31 protein-coding genes are annotated in these 18,919 nt (G+C 56.8%); all 31 read right to left on the reverse strand.

From position 1 onward, the window contains the following. Positions 1-97: 97 nt before the first annotated feature. Complete coding sequence (locus AB1N67_RS22090) at positions 98-1,537, reverse strand: catalase (protein WP_043210287.1); 1,440 nt, start codon at positions 1,535-1,537, stop codon at positions 98-100. A 170-nt stretch (positions 1,538-1,707) separates the two neighbouring features. Beyond that, positions 1,708-2,094: a 50S ribosomal protein L17 gene (rplQ, locus tag AB1N67_RS22095; protein ID WP_043210290.1), complete on the reverse strand. Its 387-nt coding sequence runs from the start codon at positions 2,092-2,094 to the stop codon at positions 1,708-1,710. Positions 2,095-2,136: 42 nt separating this feature from the next. Then, positions 2,137-3,138, reverse strand: coding sequence for a DNA-directed RNA polymerase subunit alpha (rpoA, locus tag AB1N67_RS22100; protein ID WP_003255452.1), 1,002 nt, complete (start codon positions 3,136-3,138; stop codon positions 2,137-2,139). 22 nt (positions 3,139-3,160) lie between these two features. Then, positions 3,161-3,781: a 30S ribosomal protein S4 gene (gene rpsD, locus AB1N67_RS22105; protein WP_043210292.1), complete on the reverse strand. Its 621-nt coding sequence runs from the start codon at positions 3,779-3,781 to the stop codon at positions 3,161-3,163. Between the two features lie 15 nt (positions 3,782-3,796). Then, positions 3,797-4,186: a 30S ribosomal protein S11 gene (rpsK, locus tag AB1N67_RS22110; protein WP_003255454.1), complete on the reverse strand. Its 390-nt coding sequence runs from the start codon at positions 4,184-4,186 to the stop codon at positions 3,797-3,799. Between the two features lie 18 nt (positions 4,187-4,204). Then, the gene (rpsM, locus tag AB1N67_RS22115; RefSeq protein WP_003255457.1) at positions 4,205-4,561 is read right to left on the reverse strand and encodes a 30S ribosomal protein S13; all 357 of its coding nucleotides are present in this window, start codon (positions 4,559-4,561) and stop codon (positions 4,205-4,207) included. 131 nt (positions 4,562-4,692) lie between these two features. Then, a complete protein-coding gene (gene rpmJ / locus AB1N67_RS22120; protein ID WP_011531897.1) occupies positions 4,693-4,809 on the reverse strand; it encodes a 50S ribosomal protein L36 in 117 nt (38 codons plus the stop codon). A gap of 28 nt (positions 4,810-4,837) precedes the next feature. Next, entirely contained in the window at positions 4,838-6,169 is a 1,332-nt protein-coding gene (gene secY, locus AB1N67_RS22125) for a preprotein translocase subunit SecY (protein WP_043210294.1), read from the reverse strand. Then, a complete protein-coding gene (gene rplO, locus AB1N67_RS22130) occupies positions 6,170-6,604 on the reverse strand; it encodes a 50S ribosomal protein L15 (RefSeq protein ID WP_003257107.1) in 435 nt (144 codons plus the stop codon). Between the two features lie 3 nt (positions 6,605-6,607). Beyond that, positions 6,608-6,784 carry a 50S ribosomal protein L30 gene (gene rpmD, locus AB1N67_RS22135; RefSeq protein ID WP_009397493.1) on the reverse strand — a complete coding sequence of 59 codons (177 nt, stop codon included), beginning with the start codon at positions 6,782-6,784 and terminating at the stop codon, positions 6,608-6,610. Between the two features lie 2 nt (positions 6,785-6,786). Next, the gene (gene rpsE, locus AB1N67_RS22140) at positions 6,787-7,287 is read right to left on the reverse strand and encodes a 30S ribosomal protein S5 (RefSeq protein WP_023382626.1); all 501 of its coding nucleotides are present in this window, start codon (positions 7,285-7,287) and stop codon (positions 6,787-6,789) included. 3 nt (positions 7,288-7,290) lie between these two features. Next, positions 7,291-7,641 carry a 50S ribosomal protein L18 gene (gene rplR / locus AB1N67_RS22145; protein ID WP_011531893.1) on the reverse strand — a complete coding sequence of 117 codons (351 nt, stop codon included), beginning with the start codon at positions 7,639-7,641 and terminating at the stop codon, positions 7,291-7,293. A gap of 10 nt (positions 7,642-7,651) precedes the next feature. Continuing rightward, complete coding sequence (gene rplF / locus AB1N67_RS22150) at positions 7,652-8,185, reverse strand: 50S ribosomal protein L6 (RefSeq protein WP_043210302.1); 534 nt, start codon at positions 8,183-8,185, stop codon at positions 7,652-7,654. Positions 8,186-8,197: 12 nt separating this feature from the next. Then, on the reverse strand, positions 8,198-8,590 hold the full coding sequence (gene rpsH, locus AB1N67_RS22155) for a 30S ribosomal protein S8 (protein WP_043210304.1): 393 nt from the start codon (positions 8,588-8,590) through the stop codon (positions 8,198-8,200). A 209-nt stretch (positions 8,591-8,799) separates the two neighbouring features. Then, entirely contained in the window at positions 8,800-9,105 is a 306-nt protein-coding gene (rpsN, locus tag AB1N67_RS22160) for a 30S ribosomal protein S14 (RefSeq protein WP_013970638.1), read from the reverse strand. Positions 9,106-9,118: 13 nt separating this feature from the next. After that, positions 9,119-9,658 carry a 50S ribosomal protein L5 gene (rplE, locus tag AB1N67_RS22165; protein WP_043210306.1) on the reverse strand — a complete coding sequence of 180 codons (540 nt, stop codon included), beginning with the start codon at positions 9,656-9,658 and terminating at the stop codon, positions 9,119-9,121. Between the two features lie 20 nt (positions 9,659-9,678). Further along, entirely contained in the window at positions 9,679-9,993 is a 315-nt protein-coding gene (rplX, locus tag AB1N67_RS22170) for a 50S ribosomal protein L24 (RefSeq protein ID WP_013970637.1), read from the reverse strand. 11 nt (positions 9,994-10,004) lie between these two features. Then, a complete protein-coding gene (gene rplN / locus AB1N67_RS22175) occupies positions 10,005-10,373 on the reverse strand; it encodes a 50S ribosomal protein L14 (RefSeq protein ID WP_008089810.1) in 369 nt (122 codons plus the stop codon). 23 nt (positions 10,374-10,396) lie between these two features. Beyond that, entirely contained in the window at positions 10,397-10,663 is a 267-nt protein-coding gene (gene rpsQ / locus AB1N67_RS22180; protein ID WP_043210310.1) for a 30S ribosomal protein S17, read from the reverse strand. A 2-nt stretch (positions 10,664-10,665) separates the two neighbouring features. Further along, positions 10,666-10,857 (reverse strand): 50S ribosomal protein L29, encoded by a 192-nt coding sequence (gene rpmC, locus AB1N67_RS22185; protein WP_002555481.1) that lies wholly within the window; start codon positions 10,855-10,857, stop codon positions 10,666-10,668. Then, complete coding sequence (gene rplP, locus AB1N67_RS22190) at positions 10,857-11,270, reverse strand: 50S ribosomal protein L16 (RefSeq protein WP_009397508.1); 414 nt, start codon at positions 11,268-11,270, stop codon at positions 10,857-10,859. Before rplP ends, rpmC begins: the two co-directional genes overlap by 1 nt. A 12-nt stretch (positions 11,271-11,282) precedes the next feature. Further along, positions 11,283-11,969: a 30S ribosomal protein S3 gene (gene rpsC / locus AB1N67_RS22195; RefSeq protein WP_003255481.1), complete on the reverse strand. Its 687-nt coding sequence runs from the start codon at positions 11,967-11,969 to the stop codon at positions 11,283-11,285. A 13-nt stretch (positions 11,970-11,982) separates the two neighbouring features. Beyond that, on the reverse strand, positions 11,983-12,315 hold the full coding sequence (gene rplV / locus AB1N67_RS22200) for a 50S ribosomal protein L22 (protein WP_003103908.1): 333 nt from the start codon (positions 12,313-12,315) through the stop codon (positions 11,983-11,985). 11 nt (positions 12,316-12,326) lie between these two features. Then, positions 12,327-12,602: a 30S ribosomal protein S19 gene (gene rpsS / locus AB1N67_RS22205; protein WP_010486981.1), complete on the reverse strand. Its 276-nt coding sequence runs from the start codon at positions 12,600-12,602 to the stop codon at positions 12,327-12,329. 16 nt (positions 12,603-12,618) lie between these two features. Next, a complete protein-coding gene (rplB, locus tag AB1N67_RS22210) occupies positions 12,619-13,443 on the reverse strand; it encodes a 50S ribosomal protein L2 (protein WP_043210313.1) in 825 nt (274 codons plus the stop codon). 14 nt (positions 13,444-13,457) lie between these two features. Further along, positions 13,458-13,757, reverse strand: coding sequence for a 50S ribosomal protein L23 (rplW, locus tag AB1N67_RS22215; protein ID WP_003255484.1), 300 nt, complete (start codon positions 13,755-13,757; stop codon positions 13,458-13,460). After that, a complete protein-coding gene (rplD, locus tag AB1N67_RS22220; protein WP_043210315.1) occupies positions 13,754-14,356 on the reverse strand; it encodes a 50S ribosomal protein L4 in 603 nt (200 codons plus the stop codon). The genes rplW and rplD overlap by 4 nt, the downstream gene beginning before the upstream one ends. A gap of 12 nt (positions 14,357-14,368) precedes the next feature. Continuing rightward, complete coding sequence (gene rplC / locus AB1N67_RS22225) at positions 14,369-15,004, reverse strand: 50S ribosomal protein L3 (protein WP_043210317.1); 636 nt, start codon at positions 15,002-15,004, stop codon at positions 14,369-14,371. Between the two features lie 81 nt (positions 15,005-15,085). Beyond that, complete coding sequence (gene rpsJ, locus AB1N67_RS22230) at positions 15,086-15,397, reverse strand: 30S ribosomal protein S10 (protein WP_003186070.1); 312 nt, start codon at positions 15,395-15,397, stop codon at positions 15,086-15,088. A gap of 141 nt (positions 15,398-15,538) precedes the next feature. Beyond that, positions 15,539-16,732, reverse strand: coding sequence for an elongation factor Tu (gene tuf / locus AB1N67_RS22235; protein WP_099593972.1), 1,194 nt, complete (start codon positions 16,730-16,732; stop codon positions 15,539-15,541). Between the two features lie 30 nt (positions 16,733-16,762). Further along, complete coding sequence (gene fusA, locus AB1N67_RS22240) at positions 16,763-18,910, reverse strand: elongation factor G (RefSeq protein ID WP_043215341.1); 2,148 nt, start codon at positions 18,908-18,910, stop codon at positions 16,763-16,765. Between the last annotated feature and the right edge of the window lie 9 nt (positions 18,911-18,919).

An 18,919-nucleotide genomic window follows, 5' to 3' on the forward strand; every position in this document is an offset into this window, starting at 1 on the left:
GGACAAAGGCGCAATTAGAAGCAAAAAATCGGTTAAACAGTAGTGATATTCATTGAAAAACCGCCCAAATGAGGGCGGTTCTTCTTATCACTTCGACTTAGGCGAGATTGACGCCCAGAGCCTTTGCAACGCCCTCGCCATAGGCAGGATCCGCCTTGAAGAAGTACTGCAACTGACGTTGCACTACATCATCGCTAACCCCCGCCATCGCCCCGGCGATATTGCTGATGAGCAGTGCCTTTTGCTCGTCACTCATCAAGCGGAACAGTGCACCCGCGTGACTGTAGTAGTCCGTGTCTTCACGGTGATCATAGCGATCAGCGGCGCCCTGCAGGGCCAGTGCCGGCTCGGCGTGACGCGACGACTGTTTGGGCGCATCACTGTAGCTGTTGGGCTCGTAGTTCGGCGCACTGCCATAGTTACCGAAGGCCATCGCGCCATCGCGCTGGTAGCTGTGCACAGGGCAACGCGGCGCATTGACTGGCAGCTGCTGATGGTTGGTGCCAACGCGATAGCGGTGCGCATCGGCATAGGCGAACACGCGCCCTTGCAGCATCCGATCCGGCGAGAGGCCCACACCTGGGACCATGTTGCTCGGGCCAAAGGCGGCCTGCTCGACTTCAGCGAAATAGTTGAGCGGGTTACGGTTGAGCTCCAACACACCAACTTCGATCAACGGGTATTCCTTCTGCGACCAAGTCTTGGTCACATCAAAGGGGTTTTCCTCCCGAGCTGCTGCCTCTGCCTCGCTCATCACTTGAATGCATACAGTCCAGCGCGGGTAATCACCACGCTCGATGGCCTCGAACAGGTCACGCTGAGCGTAGTCCGGGTCTGTACCTGCCAAACGGGCGGCCTCGACGGGCGACAGGTTCTTGATGCCTTGCTGGGTCTTGAAGTGCCACTTGACCCAAGTGCGCTCGCCCTTGGCGTTGATCAGGCTGTAGGTATGACTGCCAAAGCCGTGCATGTGGCGGTAGCCATCCGGAATGCCTCGATCAGAGAACAGAATGGTGACCTGGTGCAGCGCCTCCGGCGAATGAGACCAGAAGTCCCACATCATTTGGGCATTCTTCAAATTGGACTGCGGGTGCCGCTTTTGGGTATGGATGAAGTCCGGGAATTTCAGCGGATCGCGAATGAAGAATACAGGTGTGTTGTTGCCAACGATGTCCCAATTGCCTTCCTCGGTATAGAACTTCACTGCAAAGCCACGCGGATCACGCTCGGTGTCTGCAGAGCCGCGCTCTCCGCCTACGGTGGAGAAACGCAGGAAGGTCTCTGTTTCCTTGCCGATACGCTCGAATAGCTTGGCGCTGGTGTATTGGGTGATATCGCGGGTGACAGTGAAGGTACCGTATGCGCCAGAGCCCTTGGCGTGTACACGGCGTTCCGGGATGTTCTCCCGGTTGAAGTGGGCGAGTTTCTCGATCAGATGGAAATCATCGAGCAACAGCGGGCCGCGCGGCCCGGCCGAACGGGAATTCTGGTTGTCTGCTACTGGGGCACCGCTGGCGGTGGTGAGAATCTTGCTCATGGGCTCTCCTTATCAGTTTTTAGCTGCCGCTGATCGGCGTGCTGACAAGTATGGGCAACCCTGGTTACAAGAACTAATTCATTGATTGATTCACATCAATAGAAATTGATAATCCTCGCAAGCACAAAAAACCGGGCACTAGGCCCGGTTTCTTGTAGCAGACTGACGTCTTACTCGGCGGCTTCTACAGCACCACCGACCGGACGATCAACCAGCTCGACGTACGCCATAGGCGCGTTGTCGCCAGCGCGGAAACCGCACTTCAGGATACGCAGGTAGCCGCCCTGACGGGTGGCGTAGCGCTTGCCCAGATCGTTGAACAGCTTGCCAACGGCAGCTTTCGAACGGGTACGGTCGAAAGCCAGACGGCGGTTGGCGACGCTGTCTTCCTTGGCCAGGGTGATCAGCGGCTCGGCAACGCGGCGCAGTTCCTTGGCTTTCGGCAGGGTGGTTTTGATCAGCTCGTGCTCGATCAACGACACTGCCATGTTCTGGAACATAGCCTTGCGGTGAGAGCTGGTACGGCTCAGGTGACGTCCACTTTTACGATGACGCATGATTCATTCCTTACCAAACACTACGTTCGGTGATTACGACGATCAGGCGGTCGCCTTGTCGTCTTTCTTAAGACTTGCAGGCGGCCAGTTGTCGAGGCGCATGCCGAGAGACAGACCACGAGAGGCCAGGACGTCCTTGATTTCAGTCAGGGACTTCTTGCCCAGGTTAGGAGTCTTCAACAGCTCTACTTCGGTACGCTGAATCAGGTCGCCGATGTAGTAGATGTTCTCCGCCTTGAGGCAGTTGGCCGAACGTACGGTCAGTTCCAGATCGTCAACCGGACGCAGCAGGATCGGATCGATCTCGTCTTCCTGCTCGACTACAACAGGCTCGCTGTCACCTTTGAGGTCGACGAACGCGGCCAGCTGCTGTTGCAGGATGGTCGCGGCGCGGCGGATAGCCTCTTCAGGGTCCAGGGTGCCGTTGGTTTCCAGATCGATGACCAGCTTGTCCAGGTTGGTACGCTGCTCAACACGGGCGTTCTCGACCACATAGGCGATACGACGCACCGGGCTGAACGAAGCGTCCAACTGCAGACGGCCGATGCTGCGGCTTTCGTCTTCGTCAGTCTGACGGGAGTCGGCCGGCTCGTAACCGCGACCACGAGCTACGGTGAGCTTCATGTTCAGGGCGCCGTTGGACGCCAGGTTCGCGATTACGTGATCGGGATTGACGATCTCGACATCGTGATCCAGCTGAATATCGGCAGCGGTAACCACCCCCGAACCCTTTTTCGACAAGGTCAGCGTAACTTCGTCACGACCGTGCAGCTTGATAGCCAGGCCTTTGAGGTTCAACAGGATTTCAATGACATCTTCCTGTACACCTTCGATCGCGGAGTACTCGTGGAGTACGCCATCGATCTCGGCCTCGACTACTGCACAGCCAGGCATGGAGGACAACAGGATGCGGCGCAGCGCGTTGCCCAGGGTATGGCCGAAACCACGCTCGAGAGGCTCGAGCGTGATCTTGGCGCGGGTCGGACTGACAACCTGCACATCAATGTGGCGGGGTGTCAGGAACTCATTTACCGAAATCTGCATGGATGCACCTATTTTCTAGCCCTTACTTGGAGTAGAGCTCGACAATCAGGTTTTCGTTGATGTCGGCGGACAGGTCGCTGCGAGCAGGAACGTTCTTGAAAACGCCCGACTTCTTGGCAGCATCCACGTCAACCCACTCAACGCGGCCACGCTGGGCGCACAGTTCAAGGGCTTGAACAATGCGCAGCTGGTTCTGCGACTTCTCGCGAACCGCGACCACGTCACCCGGACGAACTTGGTAGGATGGAATGTTTACGGTCTTGCCGTTGACGCTGATTGCCTTGTGCGAAACCAGCTGACGCGATTCCGAACGAGTGGAACCGAAGCCCATACGGTAGACAACGTTGTCCAGACGGCACTCGAGCAGTTGCAGCAGGTTTTCACCGGTAGCGCCTTTTTTCGAGGCAGCAGTCTGGTAGTAACCGCGGAACTGACGCTCCAGTACACCGTAGATACGACGAACTTTTTGCTTCTCGCGCAGCTGGGTACCGTAGTCGGACTGACGGCCACGGCGCTGACCGTGGATACCTGGGGCTGCTTCGATGTTGCACTTCGATTCCAGAGCGCGAACGCCGCTCTTCAGGAACAGGTCGGTGCCTTCACGACGAGACAGTTTGCATTTTGGACCAATGTAACGTGCCATTTATCTGTCTCCTGATTACACGCGACGCTTCTTCGGCGGACGGCACCCGTTGTGCGGGATTGGCGTCACGTCGGTGATGCTGGCGATCTTGTAGCCGCAGCTGTTCAGTGCACGAACGGCGGACTCACGACCTGGACCTGGACCCTTGACGTTGACGTCGAGGTTCTTCAGGCCATATTCCAGCGCAGCTTGACCAGCACGCTCAGCAGCGATCTGGGCTGCGAACGGGGTGGATTTGCGCGAACCACGGAAACCCGAACCACCGGAAGTAGCCCAGGACAGTGCGTTGCCCTGACGGTCGGTGATGGTCACGATGGTGTTGTTGAAAGACGCATGGATGTGGGCGATGCCATCAACCACTGTCTTTTTGACTTTCTTACGAGGACGAGCAGCAGGTTTTGCCATGTCTATATTCCTGGGCGATTACTTGCGGATCGGCTTACGCGGGCCCTTACGGGTGCGTGCGTTGGTCTTGGTGCGCTGACCGCGAACCGGCAGACCTTTACGATGACGCAGGCCGCGGTAGCAACCCAGGTCCATCAAGCGCTTGATCTTCATGTTGATGTCACGGCGCAGGTCACCTTCGGTGGTGAACTTCGCGACTTCGCCACGCAGGGTTTCGATTTGCTCGTCGCTCAGATCCTTGATCTTAGCGGCTGGATTTACACCAGCGTCTGCACAGATCTTCTGTGCAGTTGTGCGACCGACACCATAGATGTAGGTCAGCGAGATAACAGTGTGCTTGTTATCTGGAATGTTGACGCCTGCAATACGGGCCATTCAGTGGGACTCCAATTGACAGCTACCTACGCCCCGGAAGCCAAGAAATAGGGCGCGAGATAATATCGCTGTAGAAACGAATAATCAACCCAGCAGCACACTAGCTGCTGGGTTTGAAGCGCGGATCACACTCAGCCTTGGCGCTGCTTGTGACGCGGTTCCGCGCTGCAGATCACGCGCACGATACCTTCGCGACGAATGATCTTGCAGTTGCGGCACAGCTTTTTCACCGATGCACGAACTTTCATTACCGACTCCTCGAACCTTAGGGGACTATCAGCGCAGCAGGCCGCTGCCACCGTAGCCTTTCAGGTTGGCTTTCTTCATCAGGGATTCGTACTGGTGCGAAACGAGGTGCGATTGTACTTGGGACATGAAGTCCATCACAACCACTACCACAATCAGCAACGAGGTCCCGCCAAGGTAGAACGGCACGTTTGCTGCCACCACCAGGAACTGGGGCAGAAGGCAGACGGCCATCATGTAAAGAGCACCGAACATGGTCAAACGAGTCAGAACGCCATCGATATAGCGCGCCGACTGCTCACCAGGACGGATACCCGGAATAAAGGCACCGGACTTCTTCAGGTTTTCCGCTACGTCTTTCGGATTGAACATCAATGCTGTGTAGAAGAAGCAGAAGAAAATGATCCCTGCACTAAACAGCAGAATGTTCAACGGCTGACCAGGAGCGATCGACTGCGAGATGTCTTGCAGCCAGCCCATACCTTCGGACTGACCGAACCAGGCACCCAGCGAAGCCGGGAACAGCAAAATGCTGCTGGCGAAAATAGCCGGGATAACCCCCGCCATGTTCACCTTGAGCGGCAAGTGGCTAGTCTGCGCAGCAAAGACTTTACGGCCCTGCTGACGCTTGGCGTAGTGAACGGCGATACGACGCTGACCACGCTCAATGAACACCACGAAGCCGATAATCGCTACTGCCAGCAAACCGATAGCGACCAGGGCGAAGATGTTGATATCGCCTGTACGCGCAGACTCGAAAGACTGCCCGATTGCTCTCGGAAGACCGGCAACGATACCTGCGAAGATCAACATCGAGATACCGTTGCCCACACCGCGCTCGGTGATCTGCTCGCCCAGCCACATCATGAACATCGCGCCGGCCACGAAGGTGGCAACGGCGACAACATAGAAGCTCAGGCCTGCAGAAAACGCCACGCCCTGGTTGGCCAAGCCGATGGACATGCCAATGGCTTGAACCAGTGCCAGGATAACGGTGCCGTAGCGGGTGTACTGGCTGATCTTGCGACGGCCAGCTTCACCTTCCTTCTTCAACTGCTCCAGCTGTGGGCTGACCGCGGTCATGAGCTGCATGATGATCGATGCCGAAATGTACGGCATGATCCCCAGTGCAAAGATGCTCATGCGCTCCAGCGCACCACCGGAAAACATGTTGAACAAGCTAAGAATGGTCCCCTCATTCTGCCGAAACAGATCCGCCAGACGGTCCGGGTTGATGCCAGGCACCGGGATATGCGCGCCAATTCGATAGACGATGATCGCCATGAACAGAAAGCGCAGACGAGCCCAGAGTTCCGACATCCCGCCCTTACCGAGCGAAGAGAGAGCACCTTGCTTAGCCATTTATTCCTCGAACTTGCCGCCAGCTGCTTCGATAGCCGCACGCGCACCCTTGGTGGCTGCGATACCCTTGATGGTGACTGCGCGAGTGACTTCGCCCGACAGCATGATTTTCACACGCTGTACGTTCTGGCCGATCACGTTGGCATCCTTCAGGGATTGCACGGAGATCACGTCGCCTTCCACCTTGGCCAGCTCGGACAGACGCACTTCAGCGCGATCCATAGCTTTCAGGGAAACGAAGCCGAACTTCGGCAGACGACGGTGCAGCGGCTGTTGACCGCCTTCGAAGCCCGGAGCGATCGAACCACCGGAACGGGAGGTTTGACCTTTGTGGCCGCGGCCACCGGTCTTGCCCAAACCGCTACCGATACCACGACCCGGACGATGCTTCTCGCGACGGGAACCCGGCGCTGGACTCAGATCATTGAGTTTCATCGATTAACCCTCGACGCGCAGCATGTAGTAAGCCTTGTTGATCATCCCGCGGTTTTCGGGAGTGTCTTGGACTTCTACAGTGTGACCGATGCGACGCAGACCCAGACCCTTAACGCACAGTTTGTGGTTAGGCAGGCGGCCGGCGGTGCTTTTGATCAGCGTTACTTTTACGGTTGCCATGATCAGATGATCTCCTCAACGCTCTTGCCGCGCTTGGCAGCAATGGACTCAGGAGATTGCATGGCTTTCAGACCCTTGAAGGTGGCGTAAACCACGTTCACTGGGTTGGTCGAACCGTAGCACTTGGCCAGAACGTTCTGGACACCAGCAACTTCCAGGACAGCACGCATTGCGCCGCCGGCGATGATACCGGTACCTTCCGAGGCAGGCTGCATGTAAACCTTCGAGGCGCCGTGGGCGGCCTTGGTGGCGTACTGCAGGGTAGTGCCCTTCAGGTCAACCTGGATCATGTTGCGACGGGCAGCTTCCATGGCTTTCTGAATCGCAGCAGGTACTTCGCGCGACTTGCCACGGCCGAAGCCGACACGGCCCTTGCCATCACCTACCACGGTCAGCGCGGTGAAGGTGAAGATACGGCCGCCTTTGACGGTTTTTGCAACGCGGTTAACTTGAACCAGCTTCTCGATGTAGCCTTCGTCGCGCTTTTGGTCGTTATTTGCCATAACTTAGAACTCCAGCCCGCCTTCACGAGCAGCATCAGCCAGCGCCTTGACGCGGCCGTGGTACTTGAAGCCAGAACGGTCGAAAGCAACTTGAGAGACGCCGGCGGCTTTCGCGCGCTCAGCTACCAGCTTGCCAACCTTAGTGGCCGCGTCGATGTTGCCGGTGGCGCCATCACGCAGTTCTTTGTCCAAGGTAGAGGCGCTTGCCAGAACCTTGCTGCCGTCGGCCGAAATGACCTGGGCGTAGATGTGCTGCGAGGAGCGGAACACGCAGAGACGCACGGCTTCGAGCTCGTGCATTTTCAGGCGTGCTTTGCGAGCGCGACGCAGTCGAGTAACTTTTTTGTCGGTCATTTGCTAGGCCCTACTTCTTCTTGGCTTCTTTACGACGGACTACTTCGTCCGCGTAACGCACACCCTTGCCTTTGTAAGGCTCTGGCGGACGGAAGTCGCGGATTTCAGCGGCCACCTGACCAACCAGCTGCTTGTCGATACCCTTGATCAGGATGTCGGTCTGGCTGGGAGTTTCAGCGGTGATGCCGGCTGGCAGTTCGTAGTCCACTGGGTGCGAGAAGCCCAGAGCCAGGTTCAGGACGGAGCCCTTGGCCTGTGCTTTGTAACCAACACCGATCAGCTGGAGCTTACGCTCGAAGCCTTGGCTTACGCCCTGAACCATGTTGTTGACCAGAGCACGGGTGGTACCGGCCATGGCGCGGGCTTGCTGGTCACCGTTGCGAGCGGCGAAACGCAGCTCACCAGACTCTTCGGTAACTTCAACAGACGAGTGAACGTTCAGTTCGAGAGTGCCTTTGGCACCCTTAACCGAAAGCTGTTGGCCGGCGAATTTGACTTCGACGCCAGCTGGCAGCTTAACGGGGTTCTTAGCGACGCGAGACATGCCTATCTCCCCTTAGAACACTGTGCACAGAACTTCGCCGCCGACACCGGCAGCGCGCGCAGCGCGATCAGTCATCACACCTTTGTTGGTGGAGACGATAGACACGCCCAGGCCGCCACGTACTTTCGGCAGGTCTGCGACGGACTTGTACTGGCGCAGGCCTGGACGGCTGGAGCGCTTCAGTTCCTCGATGACCGGACGGCCTTCGAAGTACTTCAGTTCGATCGACAGGGAAGGCTTGGCCTCACCAGTTACCTGGTAGCCAGCGATGTAACCTTCGTCCTTCAGAACTTTGGCAACCGCGACCTTCAGGGTGGAGGAAGGCATGCTTACGACGGACTTTTCAGCCATCTGGGCATTACGGATGCGAGTTAGCATGTCCGCTAACGGGTCCTGCATACTCATGGGCTAGATGCTCCTGATACAAGAATTATTAGCCTTGCGGCTATCACAACCACCCGAGCGGGCAGGGTAAAAAACCCAGGCTCAGGTGAGCCGGTCATTCTAGACACAAGGCAGAAACGAAACAAGCCCCATGAAGGGGCTTGTTCGTTGGCGAAGTTACCGACGGTCGGAAGATCGCTCCCCTTCCGCCGGTTCTACACCTGCAGCGATTACCAGGAGGCCTTGACCAGACCCGGTACGTCGCCACGCATTGCAGCTTGACGCAGCATGTTACGGCCCAGGCCGAACTTACGGTATACACCGTGAGGACGACCGGTCAGGCGGCAACGGTTACGCAGGCGCGAGGCGCTAGCGTCGCGTGGCTGCTTCTGCAGAGCGACTACGGCAGCGAAACGCTCTTCAGGAGAGGCGTTCAGGTTGACGATGGTCGCTTTCAGCTCAGCACGCTTCTTAGCGTACTTGGCTACCGTGAGCTGACGCTTCAGCTCGCGGTTCTTCATGCTCTTCTTGGCCATTTTCCTACTCCAATCAGTTGCGGAACGGGAATTTGAAAGCACGCAGCAGAGCGCGACCTTCGTCATCCGTACGAGCAGTGGTGGTCAGGGTGATGTCCAGACCGCGCAGAGCATCGATCTTGTCGTAGTCGATTTCCGGGAAGATGATCTGCTCTTTCACGCCCATGCTGTAGTTGCCACGACCGTCGAAGGACTTGGCATTCAGGCCGCGGAAGTCGCGAACCCGAGGCAGGGAGATCGCCAGCAGGCGGTCCAGGAATTCGTACATACGATCACGGCGCAGGGTTACCTTGACGCCAATCGGCCAACCTTCACGAACCTTGAAGCCCGCAATCGACTTGCGAGCGAAAGTCACAACGGCTTTTTGGCCGGTGATCTTTTCCAGGTCGGCAACGGCGTTCTCGATGACTTTCTTGTCACCGACCGCTTCGCCCAGACCCATGTTCAGGGTGATCTTGGTTACGCGAGGAACTTCCATCACGTTCGCCAGCTTAAGTTCTTCCTTAAGCTTGGGAGCGATTTCGTTCCGGTAAATCTCTTTCAGTCGTGCCATTGTCTTCTACCTAGCAGTGTTCAAGCATCAACCGCTTTCTGGGTCGACTTGAAGACACGAATTTTCTTGCCGTCTTCAACCTTGAAGCCAACGCGGTCAGCCTTGTTGGTTTCACCATTGAAAATGGCAACGTTGGAAGCGTGCAGAGGCGCTTCTTTCTCGACGATACCGCCCTGGACGCCCGCCATTGGGTTAGGCTTGGTATGACGCTTGACCAGGTTGACACCACCAACAACCAGACGGTTGTCAGCGAGAACCTTCAGCACCTTACCGCGCTTACCTTTGTCCTTGCCGGCGATCACGATGATCTCGTCGTCACGACGAATCTTTTGCATGTCGGATCTCCTTAGAGCACTTCAGGGGCGAGCGAGACGATCTTCATGAACTTCTCGGTACGAAGTTCACGGGTCACTGGCCCGAAGATGCGAGTGCCGATCGGCTCTTGCTTGGTGTTCAGCAGAACAGCAGCGTTGCCGTCGAAACGAATGATGGAACCGTCAGCGCGACGTACACCATGACGGGTACGAACGACAACGGCAGTCATCACCTGGCCTTTTTTGACCTTACCGCGAGGAATTGCTTCCTTGACGGTAACTTTGATGATGTCACCGATACCGGCGTAACGGCGGTGGGAACCGCCGAGCACCTTGATGCACATGACGCGACGAGCGCCGCTGTTATCGGCCACATCGAGCATGGATTGAGTCTGAATCATAAAATTTCTCCGACCCTTCGCCCTTAGACTTCAACAGCGCGTTCGATGACTTCAACCAGTGCCCAGGACTTGGTCTTGGCCAGCGGACGGGTTTCACGAATGGAAACCTTGTCGCCGATCTTGCACTGGTTAGTCTCGTCGTGCGCGTGCAGCTTAGTCGAACGCTTAACGTATTTACCGTAGATCGGGTGCTTGACGCGACGCTCGATCAGAACGGTGATGGTCTTGTCCATTTTGTCGCTGACGACACGGCCAGTCAGCGTACGGACGGTTTTTTCAGCTTCAGCCATGATCACTTACCTGCCTGCTGGTTGAGCACAGTTTTCACGCGAGCGATGTCACGCTTAACTTGCGAGAGCAGGTGCGACTGCCCCAACTGGCCAGTTGCCTTCTGCATACGCAGATTGAACTGGTCGCGCAGCAAGCCGAGCAGTTGCTCATTCAGTTGCTGTGCCGATTTTTCACGAAGTTCATTCGCTTTCATCACATCACCGTCCGCTTAACAAAGGAGGTGGCGAGTGGCAGCTTTGCAGCAGCCAGGGCGAAGGCCTCGCGCGCCAGCTCTTCAGAAACACCCTCGATCTCGTACAGGACTTTGCCTGGCTGAATCTGGGCAACCCAGTATTCCACGGAACCCTTACCTTTACCCATACGAACCTCGAGAGGCTTCTTGGTAACCGGTTTGTCCGGGAAGACGCGGATCCAGATCTTGCCGCCACGTTTTACGTGACGGGTCAGGGCACGACGTGCCGACTCGATCTGACGGGCGGTGAGACGACCGCGAGCAACAGCCTTCAGGGCGAATTCGCCGAAGCTGACCTTGCTACCGCGCAGTGCCAGACCACGGTTGTGGCCGGTCATCTGCTTACGGAATTTTGTACGCTTTGGTTGCAACATTTGGCGTACCCCTTACTTAGCAGCTTTTTTACGAGGCGCTGGTGCTTGAGGCTTCAGCTCTTCCTGGCGACCACCAATAACTTCGCCTTTGAAGATCCAAACCTTCACACCGATCACACCGTAAGTGGTGTGAGCTTCGTAGGTGTTGTAGTCGATATCGGCACGCAGGGTGTGCAGAGGCACACGACCTTCGCGATACCACTCAGTACGAGCGATCTCGGCACCGCCGAGACGACCGCTAACCTGGATCTTGATGCCCTTGGCACCAATACGCATGGCGTTCTGAACGGCGCGCTTCATGGCGCGACGGAACATTACGCGGCGCTCCAGCTGCTGAGCTACGCTCTGGGCAACCAGCATTGCGTCGAGTTCCGGCTTGCGGATCTCTTCGATGTTGATGTGCACAGGCACACCCATCTGCTTGGTCAGGTCCTGACGCAGCTTCTCAACGTCCTCACCCTTCTTGCCGATAACGATACCGGGACGAGCGGTGTGGATGGTGATGCGTGCAGTTTGGGCCGGACGATGAATATCGATACGGCTTACGGACGCGCTTTTTAGTTTGTCCTGGAGGTACTCACGCGTTTTCAGATCCTTCAACAGGTAATCTGCGTAAGTAGCGCCGTCTGCATACCAGACGGAGGTGTGCTCCTTGACGATTCCCAGGCGAATGCCAGTGGGATGTACTTTCTGACCCATCTGATCGACTCCGTTACTTGTCCGCAACCTTGACAGTGATATGGCAAGACCGCTTGACGATGCGATCAGCGCGGCCTTTGGCACGCGGCATGATGCGCTTCAGCGAACGCCCTTCGTTGACGAAGACGGTGGAGACCTTCAGGTCATCAACGTCTGCGCCTTCGTTGTGTTCGGCGTTGGCTACGGCCGACTCGAGGACTTTCTTCATGATTTCAGCGGCTTTTTTGCTGCTGAAGGCCAACAGGTTGAGCGCTTCGCCCACCTTCTTCCCGCGGATCTGGTCGGCGACCAAGCGGGCTTTCTGGGCGGAGATTCGAGCGCCCGACAACTTAGCGGCTACTTCCATTTCCTTACCCCTTAACGCTTGGCTTTCTTGTCAGCCACGTGCCCGCGATAGGTGCGGGTACCGGCGAACTCGCCCAGTTTGTGGCCGACCATGTCTTCGTTCACGAGAACTGGGACATGCTGGCGACCGTTATGTACCGCGATGGTCAGACCGACCATTTGTGGCAGGATCATCGAACGGCGCGACCAGGTTTTAACTGGCTTGCGATCGTTCTTCTCCACCGCCACTTCGATCTTCTTCAGAAGGTGAAGATCGATAAAAGGACCTTTTTTCAGAGAACGTGGCACTGTCGTATCCCTCTAGTTACTTGCGACGACGGACGATCATATTGTCGGTACGCTTATTACCACGGGTCTTCGCACCCTTGGTCGGGAAGCCCCATGGCGATACCGGATGACGACCACCGGAGGTACGACCTTCACCACCACCATGTGGGTGGTCAACCGGGTTCATGGCAACACCACGAACGGTTGGGCGAACGCCGCGCCAGCGTTTGGCACCAGCTTTACCCAGCGAACGCAGGCTGTGCTCGGAATTCGAGACTTCGCCCAGGGTCGCACGGCACTCAGCCAGTACTTTACGCATTTCACCAGAGCGCAGACGCAGGGTCACGTAAGCGCCTTCGCGAGCGATCAGCTGAGCCGAAGCACCAGCGGAACGAGCGATCTGAGCACCTTTGCCCGGCTTCAGTTCGATGCCGTGAATGGTGCTACCTACTGGGATGTTGCGCAGTTGCAGGGAGTTACCGGCCTTGATTGGGGCCAGAGCGCCTGCGATCAGCTGGTCGCCAGCAACAACGCCTTTAGGGGCGATGATGTAGCGACGCTCGCCGTCTGCGTAGCACAGCAGGGCGATGTGAGCAGTACGGTTCGGGTCGTATTCGATACGCTCGACGGTGGCTGGGATGCCATCTTTGTCGTTGCGACGGAAGTCAACCAGACGGTAATGCTGCTTATGACCACCACCAACGTGACGAGTGGTGATGCGGCCATTGTTGTTACGACCACCAGACTTCGATTTCTTCTCGATCAGCGGTGCGTGAGGAGCGCCTTTGTGCAGCTCCTTGTTGACCACCTTGACCACGAAACGGCGGCCAGGGGAAGTCGGTTTGCATTTAACGATTGCCATGATGCACCCCTTCCTTACTCAGCACTGCTGCTGAAATCGAGATCTTGGCCTGGCTGAAGGGAGACGATCGCCTTCTTCCAGTCATTACGCTTGCCCAGACCACGTGCGGTACGCTTGGTTTTACCCAGAACGTTAACAGTCGACACGTTTTCAACTTTTACGTTGAACAGGCCTTCGACAGCTTTCTTGATTTCCAGCTTGGTTGCGTCAGTAGCAACCTTGAATACGAACTGGCCTTTCTTCTCAGCCAGAACGGTAGCCTTCTCGGAAACGTGCGGGCCAAGGAGGACTTTAAATACGCGTTCCTGGTTCATCCCAGCAGCTCCTCGAATTTCTTCACGGCCGAGACAGTGATCAACACTTTCTCGTATGCGATCAGACTGACCGGATCGGAACCCTGAACGTCACGTACGTCGACGTGCGGCAGGTTACGAGCAGCCAGGTACAGGTTCTGATCAACAGCGTCGGAAACGATCAGTACGTCGTTCAGACCCATGCCGTTCAGCTTGTTCAGCAGGTCTTTGGTCTTCGGAGCTTCAACAGCGAAGTCCTGAACTACGACCAGACGCTCGCTACGTACCAGCTCGGAGAGGATGGAGCGCAGGGCTGCGCGATACATCTTCTTGTTGAGCTTCTGCGAGTGGTCCTGCGGACGAGCTGCGAAGGTGACACCACCGCCGCGCCAGATTGGGCCGCGAGTGGTACCGGCACGAGCGCGGCCGGTGCCTTTCTGACGCCACGGGCGCTTGCCGCCACCAGCTACGTCGGAACGGGTCTTCTGCTGCTTGGTGCCCTGACGGCCGCCGGCCATGTAGGCCACGACTGCTTGGTGTACCAGCGTCTCGTTGAATTCGCCACCGAAAGTCAGTTCGGAAACTTCGATCGCCTGAGCGTCATTTACATTAAGTTGCATGTCAGTTTCCCCTTAACCGCGAGCCTTGACAGCTGGACGCACAACCACGTCGCCGCCAGTAGCGCCTGGAACGGCACCCTTGACCAGCAGCAGGTTGCGTTCTGCGTCTACGCGTACTACTTCCAGGGACTGAACAGTCACGCGCTCGGCGCCCATGTGACCGGACATCTTCTTGCCCTTGAATACACGACCAGGAGTCTGGCACTGGCCGATGGAGCCAGGGACACGGTGCGATACAGAGTTACCGTGGGTGTTGTCTTGACCACGGAAGTTCCAACGCTTGATGGTACCGGCGAAGCCTTTACCTTTGGACTGACCGGTTACGTCTACCAGCTGGCCTGCAGTGAAGAGTTCAGCTTTGATCAGATCGCCAGCCTGGAAATCGCCTTCTTCAAGACGGAACTCCCAGACACCGCGACCAGCGGCAACGTTAGCCTTGGCGAAGTGACCTGCCTGAGCGGCGGTCACGCGCGAAGCACGACGCTCACCAACAGTGACTTGCACTGCACGGTAGCCATCGGTTTCTTCAGTTTTGAACTGGGTGACGCGATTCGGCTCGATCTCGATGACCGTGACCGGAATGGAGACACCTTCTTCGGTGAAAATGCGGGTCATACCGCACTTGCGACCGACTACACCAATAGTCATGTTGTAAACCTCATGAGTGTACGGGGCTTTCACCCGCTATGGCCGCCCATTTCAGAGCGTTACACGACTCAGACCGAAGTCTTAGCCGAGGCTGATCTGTACTTCCACGCCTGCCGCAAGGTCAAGCTTCATCAGCGCGTCAACGGTTTTATCCGTTGGCTGGACGATGTCCAGAACACGCTTATGAGTGCGGATCTCGTACTGGTCACGCGCGTCTTTGTTGACGTGCGGGGAAACCAGAACGGTGAAACGCTCTTTGCGGGTTGGCAGTGGAATTGGACCACGCACTTGTGCACCAGTACGTTTCGCGGTTTCCACGATTTCCTGGGTGGATTGGTCGATCAGGCGATGGTCAAAAGCCTTCAACCTGATACGGATTTGCTGATTTTGCATTGGATTTCAGACTCCAGGCTGTTCCCATCGGGCGCACTACGCCCGTTAAAAGGAGGCGTGATTCTATAGACGCCCCTATTTAGTGTCAACCCAATAAAAAAAGCCCCCGCTGAGCGGGGGCTTTTTCAATCGACCGAGTGATTACTCGATGATTTTGGCTACGACGCCGGCGCCGACGGTACGACCGCCTTCACGGATAGCGAAGCGCAGACCGTCTTCCATTGCGATGGTCTTGATCAGGGTAACAGTCATCTGAATGTTGTCACCTGGCATTACCATTTCAACGCCTTCCGGCAGTTCGCAGTTACCGGTCACGTCAGTGGTACGGAAGTAGAACTGAGGACGGTAGCCTTTGAAGAACGGAGTGTGACGACCGCCTTCTTCCTTCGACAGAACGTAGACTTCTGCAGTGAACTTGGTGTGCGGCTTGACCGAACCTGGCTTGACCAGAACCTGGCCACGCTCAACTTCGTCACGCTTGGTGCCGCGCAGCAGGACGCCGCAGTTCTCGCCAGCACGACCTTCGTCCAGCAGCTTGCGGAACATCTCAACGCCGGTGCAGGTGGTGGTGGTGGTTGGACGCAGACCAACGATTTCCAGGGCGTCCTGAACGCGGACGATACCACGCTCGATACGACCGGTAACAACGGTACCACGACCCGAGATCGAGAAGACGTCTTCGATCGGCATCAGGAACGGCTGGTCAACGGCACGAACTGGCTCAGGGATGTAGGCATCCAGAGTCTCAACCAGCTTCTTAACAGCGCTGGTACCCATTTCGTTGTCGTCTTTGCCTTCCAGAGCCATACGAGCCGAACCGATGATGATCGGAGTGTCGTCGCCTGGGAAGTCGTAGGTGGACAGCAGGTCGCGAACTTCCATCTCGACCAGTTCCAGCAGCTCAGCGTCGTCTACCAGGTCAGCCTTGTTCAGGAAGACCACGATGTACGGAACGCCAACCTGACGGGACAGCAGGATGTGCTCACGGGTTTGTGGCATCGGACCATCGGCGGCCGAGCAAACCAGGATCGCGCCGTCCATCTGGGCAGCACCGGTGATCATGTTCTTCACGTAGTCAGCGTGACCTGGGCAGTCAACGTGAGCGTAGTGACGAATGTTCGAGTTGTACTCGACGTGAGCGGTGTTGATGGTGATACCGCGTGCTTTTTCTTCTGGAGCCGAGTCGATCTTGTCGAACTCAACGACGGCCGAACCGAAGACTTCGGAGCAGACGCGGGTCAGAGCTGCAGTCAGAGTGGTCTTACCGTGGTCAACGTGGCCGATGGTGCCGACGTTAACGTGGGGAAGGGAACGATCAAATTTTTCTTTAGCCACGACAGTGAACCTCTTGCCTAAAGGGCTGGATTAGCCTTGTTTTTTAACGAGTGCTTCGACGATGTTCGACGGAGCTTCGGAGTACTTGGAGAATTCCATGGAGTAGCTTGCGCGACCCTGAGACATGGAACGGACGTCGGTTGCATAACCGAACATTTCTCCCAGCGGGACTTCTGCACGGATAACCTTGCCGGAGACCGAGTCATCCATACCCTGGATCAGACCACGACGACGGTTCAGGTCACCCATCACGTCACCCATGTAATCCTCAGGGGTTACTACCTCAACCTTCATGATCGGTTCAAGCACAACACCGCCGCCCTTCTGAGCCAGCTGCTTGGTCGCCATGGAGGCCGCGATCTTGAACGCCATCTCGTTGGAGTCGACGTCGTGGTACGAACCGTCGAACACGGTAGCCTTCAGGCCGATCAGAGGATAGCCGGCAACGACGCCGTTCTTCATCTGCTCTTCGATACCCTTCTGGATCGCAGGGATGTATTCCTTCGGAACAACACCGCCAACGACTTCGTTGGTGAAGACCAGGCCTTCAGTGATGTTGCCGTTGGCATCCTGGTCCGGCTCGGAGAAGCGGATCCAGCAATGACCGAACTGACCACGGCCACCGGACTGACGAACGAACTTGCCTTCGATCTCGACACCGGACTTGGTGATCTTCTCGCGGTAAGAAACCTGCGGCTTGCCGATGTTGGCTTCAACGTTGAATTCACGCTTCATGCGGTCAACGATGATGTCCAGGTGCAGCTCACCCATACCGGAGATGATGGTCTGACCAGTCTCTTCGTCGGTCTTGACGCGGAACGACGGGTCTTCCTGAGCCAGCTTGCCCAGAGCGATACCCATCTTCTCCTGATCCTGCTTGGTCTTCGGCTCAACGGAGAGCGAGATTACAGGCTCAGGGAAGTCCATGCGCTCAAGGATGATTGGCTTGTCGGCGTCGCACAGGGTTTCACCAGTGGTAACGTCTTTCATGCCGATCAGGGCCGCGATGTCGCCAGCGCGAACTTCCTTGATCTCTTCACGCTGGTTGGCGTGCATCTGCACCATACGACCAACGCGCTCTTTCTTGCCTTTGACCGAGTTGATGACCGAGTCACCAGAGGTCAGAACGCCCGAGTAGACGCGAACGAAGGTCAGGGTACCAACGAACGGGTCGGTAGCGATCTTGAACGCCAGAGCCGAGAACGGCTCGTTGTCGTCGGCATGACGCTCGTCCTGCTGCTCTTCGGTGATCTCTTCCTTCGGCGTATCAGCCAGATCAGGGTGGATACCCTTGATCGCAGGAATCTCGGTCGGAGCAGGCAGGAAGTCGATCACGGCATCGAGAACCAGGGGAACGCCCTTGTTCTTGAACGAGGAGCCGCAGACGGCAGGAACGATTTCGCTCGCCAGAGTACGGGCGCGCAGACCGGCCTTGATCTCTTCGACAGACAGGTCACCTTCTTCAAGGTACTTGTTCATCAGCTCTTCGTTGGCTTCAGCAGCGGACTCGACCATATTGGCGCGCCACTCTTCAGCCAGCTCCAGCATATCGGCAGGAATTTCTTCCTCGCGATAGGTGGTGCCCTTGTCGTCATCGTTCCAGTAGATGGCCTTCATCTTGATCAGGTCAACCTGACCCTGGAAGTTGTCTTCCGAACCGATAGCCAGCTGGATTGGAACCGGGGTGTGACCCAGACGGTTCTTGATCTGGCCGACAACGCGCAGGAAGTTGGCACCAGCACGGTCCATCTTGTTCACGTAAACAACACGTGGAACGCCGTATTTGTTGGCCTGACGCCATACGGTTTCGGACTGCGGCTCAACGCCAGAGGTACCGCAGAATACGACGACCGCGCCGTCGAGTACGCGCAGCGAACGCTCAACTTCAATGGTGAAGTCAACGTGGCCGGGGGTATCGATGACGTTTACGCGGTAGTTGTCGTACTGACCACGGGAGCCTTTCCAGAAGGTGGTAACGGCAGCGGAGGTAATGGTGATACCGCGCTCCTGCTCCTGCACCATCCAGTCGGTGGTCGCGGCGCCATCATGCACCTCGCCCATCTTGTGGCTCAGACCTGTGTAGAACAGGATCCGCTCGGTAGTGGTAGTCTTGCCCGCGTCAACGTGCGCGCAGATACCGATGTTACGGTAGCGGTTAATTGCTGTAGTACGAGCCATAAAGCCCTC

This window comes from Pseudomonas guariconensis (genome assembly GCF_040822035.1).
GTDB classification, from domain to species: domain Bacteria; phylum Pseudomonadota; class Gammaproteobacteria; order Pseudomonadales; family Pseudomonadaceae; genus Aquipseudomonas; species Aquipseudomonas guariconensis.

Coding starts and splice junctions, on each gene's coding strand:
- AB1N67_RS22090 (WP_043210287.1), bottom strand. CDS start 1,537: ATGAGCAAGATTCTCACCACCGCCAGCGGTGCCCCAGTAGCAGACAAC.
- rplQ (WP_043210290.1), bottom strand. CDS start 2,094: ATGCGTCATCGTAAAAGTGGACGTCACCTGAGCCGTACCAGCTCTCAC.
- rpoA (WP_003255452.1), bottom strand. CDS start 3,138: ATGCAGATTTCGGTAAATGAGTTCCTGACACCCCGCCACATTGATGTG.
- rpsD (WP_043210292.1), bottom strand. CDS start 3,781: ATGGCACGTTACATTGGTCCAAAATGCAAACTGTCTCGTCGTGAAGGC.
- rpsK (WP_003255454.1), bottom strand. CDS start 4,186: ATGGCAAAACCTGCTGCTCGTCCTCGTAAGAAAGTCAAAAAGACAGTG.
- rpsM (WP_003255457.1), bottom strand. CDS start 4,561: ATGGCCCGTATTGCAGGCGTCAACATTCCAGATAACAAGCACACTGTT.
- rpmJ (WP_011531897.1), bottom strand. CDS start 4,809: ATGAAAGTTCGTGCATCGGTGAAAAAGCTGTGCCGCAACTGCAAGATC.
- secY (WP_043210294.1), bottom strand. CDS start 6,169: ATGGCTAAGCAAGGTGCTCTCTCTTCGCTCGGTAAGGGCGGGATGTCG.
- rplO (WP_003257107.1), bottom strand. CDS start 6,604: ATGAAACTCAATGATCTGAGTCCAGCGCCGGGTTCCCGTCGCGAGAAG.
- rpmD (WP_009397493.1), bottom strand. CDS start 6,784: ATGGCAACCGTAAAAGTAACGCTGATCAAAAGCACCGCCGGCCGCCTG.
- rpsE (WP_023382626.1), bottom strand. CDS start 7,287: ATGGCAAATAACGACCAAAAGCGCGACGAAGGCTACATCGAGAAGCTG.
- rplR (WP_011531893.1), bottom strand. CDS start 7,641: ATGACCGACAAAAAAGTTACTCGACTGCGTCGCGCTCGCAAAGCACGC.
- rplF (WP_043210302.1), bottom strand. CDS start 8,185: ATGTCTCGCGTCGCTAAGAACCCCGTTAAGCTGCCAGCTGGCGTCGAA.
- rpsH (WP_043210304.1), bottom strand. CDS start 8,590: ATGAGTATGCAGGACCCGTTAGCGGACATGCTAACTCGCATCCGTAAT.
- rpsN (WP_013970638.1), bottom strand. CDS start 9,105: ATGGCCAAGAAGAGCATGAAGAACCGCGAGCTGAAGCGTCAGCTCACG.
- rplE (WP_043210306.1), bottom strand. CDS start 9,658: ATGGCACGACTGAAAGAGATTTACCGGAACGAAATCGCTCCCAAGCTT.
- rplX (WP_013970637.1), bottom strand. CDS start 9,993: ATGCAAAAGATTCGTCGTGACGACGAGATCATCGTGATCGCCGGCAAG.
- rplN (WP_008089810.1), bottom strand. CDS start 10,373: ATGATTCAGACTCAATCCATGCTCGATGTGGCCGATAACAGCGGCGCT.
- rpsQ (WP_043210310.1), bottom strand. CDS start 10,663: ATGGCTGAAGCTGAAAAAACCGTCCGTACGCTGACTGGCCGTGTCGTC.
- rpmC (WP_002555481.1), bottom strand. CDS start 10,857: ATGAAAGCGAATGAACTTCGTGAAAAATCGGCACAGCAACTGAATGAG.
- rplP (WP_009397508.1), bottom strand. CDS start 11,270: ATGTTGCAACCAAAGCGTACAAAATTCCGTAAGCAGATGACCGGCCAC.
- rpsC (WP_003255481.1), bottom strand. CDS start 11,969: ATGGGTCAGAAAGTACATCCCACTGGCATTCGCCTGGGAATCGTCAAG.
- rplV (WP_003103908.1), bottom strand. CDS start 12,315: ATGGAAGTAGCCGCTAAGTTGTCGGGCGCTCGAATCTCCGCCCAGAAA.
- rplB (WP_043210313.1), bottom strand. CDS start 13,443: ATGGCAATCGTTAAATGCAAACCGACTTCCCCTGGCCGCCGTTTCGTG.
- rplW (WP_003255484.1), bottom strand. CDS start 13,757: ATGAACCAGGAACGCGTATTTAAAGTCCTCCTTGGCCCGCACGTTTCC.
- rplD (WP_043210315.1), bottom strand. CDS start 14,356: ATGCAACTTAATGTAAATGACGCTCAGGCGATCGAAGTTTCCGAACTG.
- rplC (WP_043210317.1), bottom strand. CDS start 15,004: ATGACTATTGGTGTAGTCGGTCGCAAGTGCGGTATGACCCGCATTTTC.
- rpsJ (WP_003186070.1), bottom strand. CDS start 15,397: ATGCAAAATCAGCAAATCCGTATCAGGTTGAAGGCTTTTGACCATCGC.
- fusA (WP_043215341.1), bottom strand. CDS start 18,910: ATGGCTCGTACTACAGCAATTAACCGCTACCGTAACATCGGTATCTGC.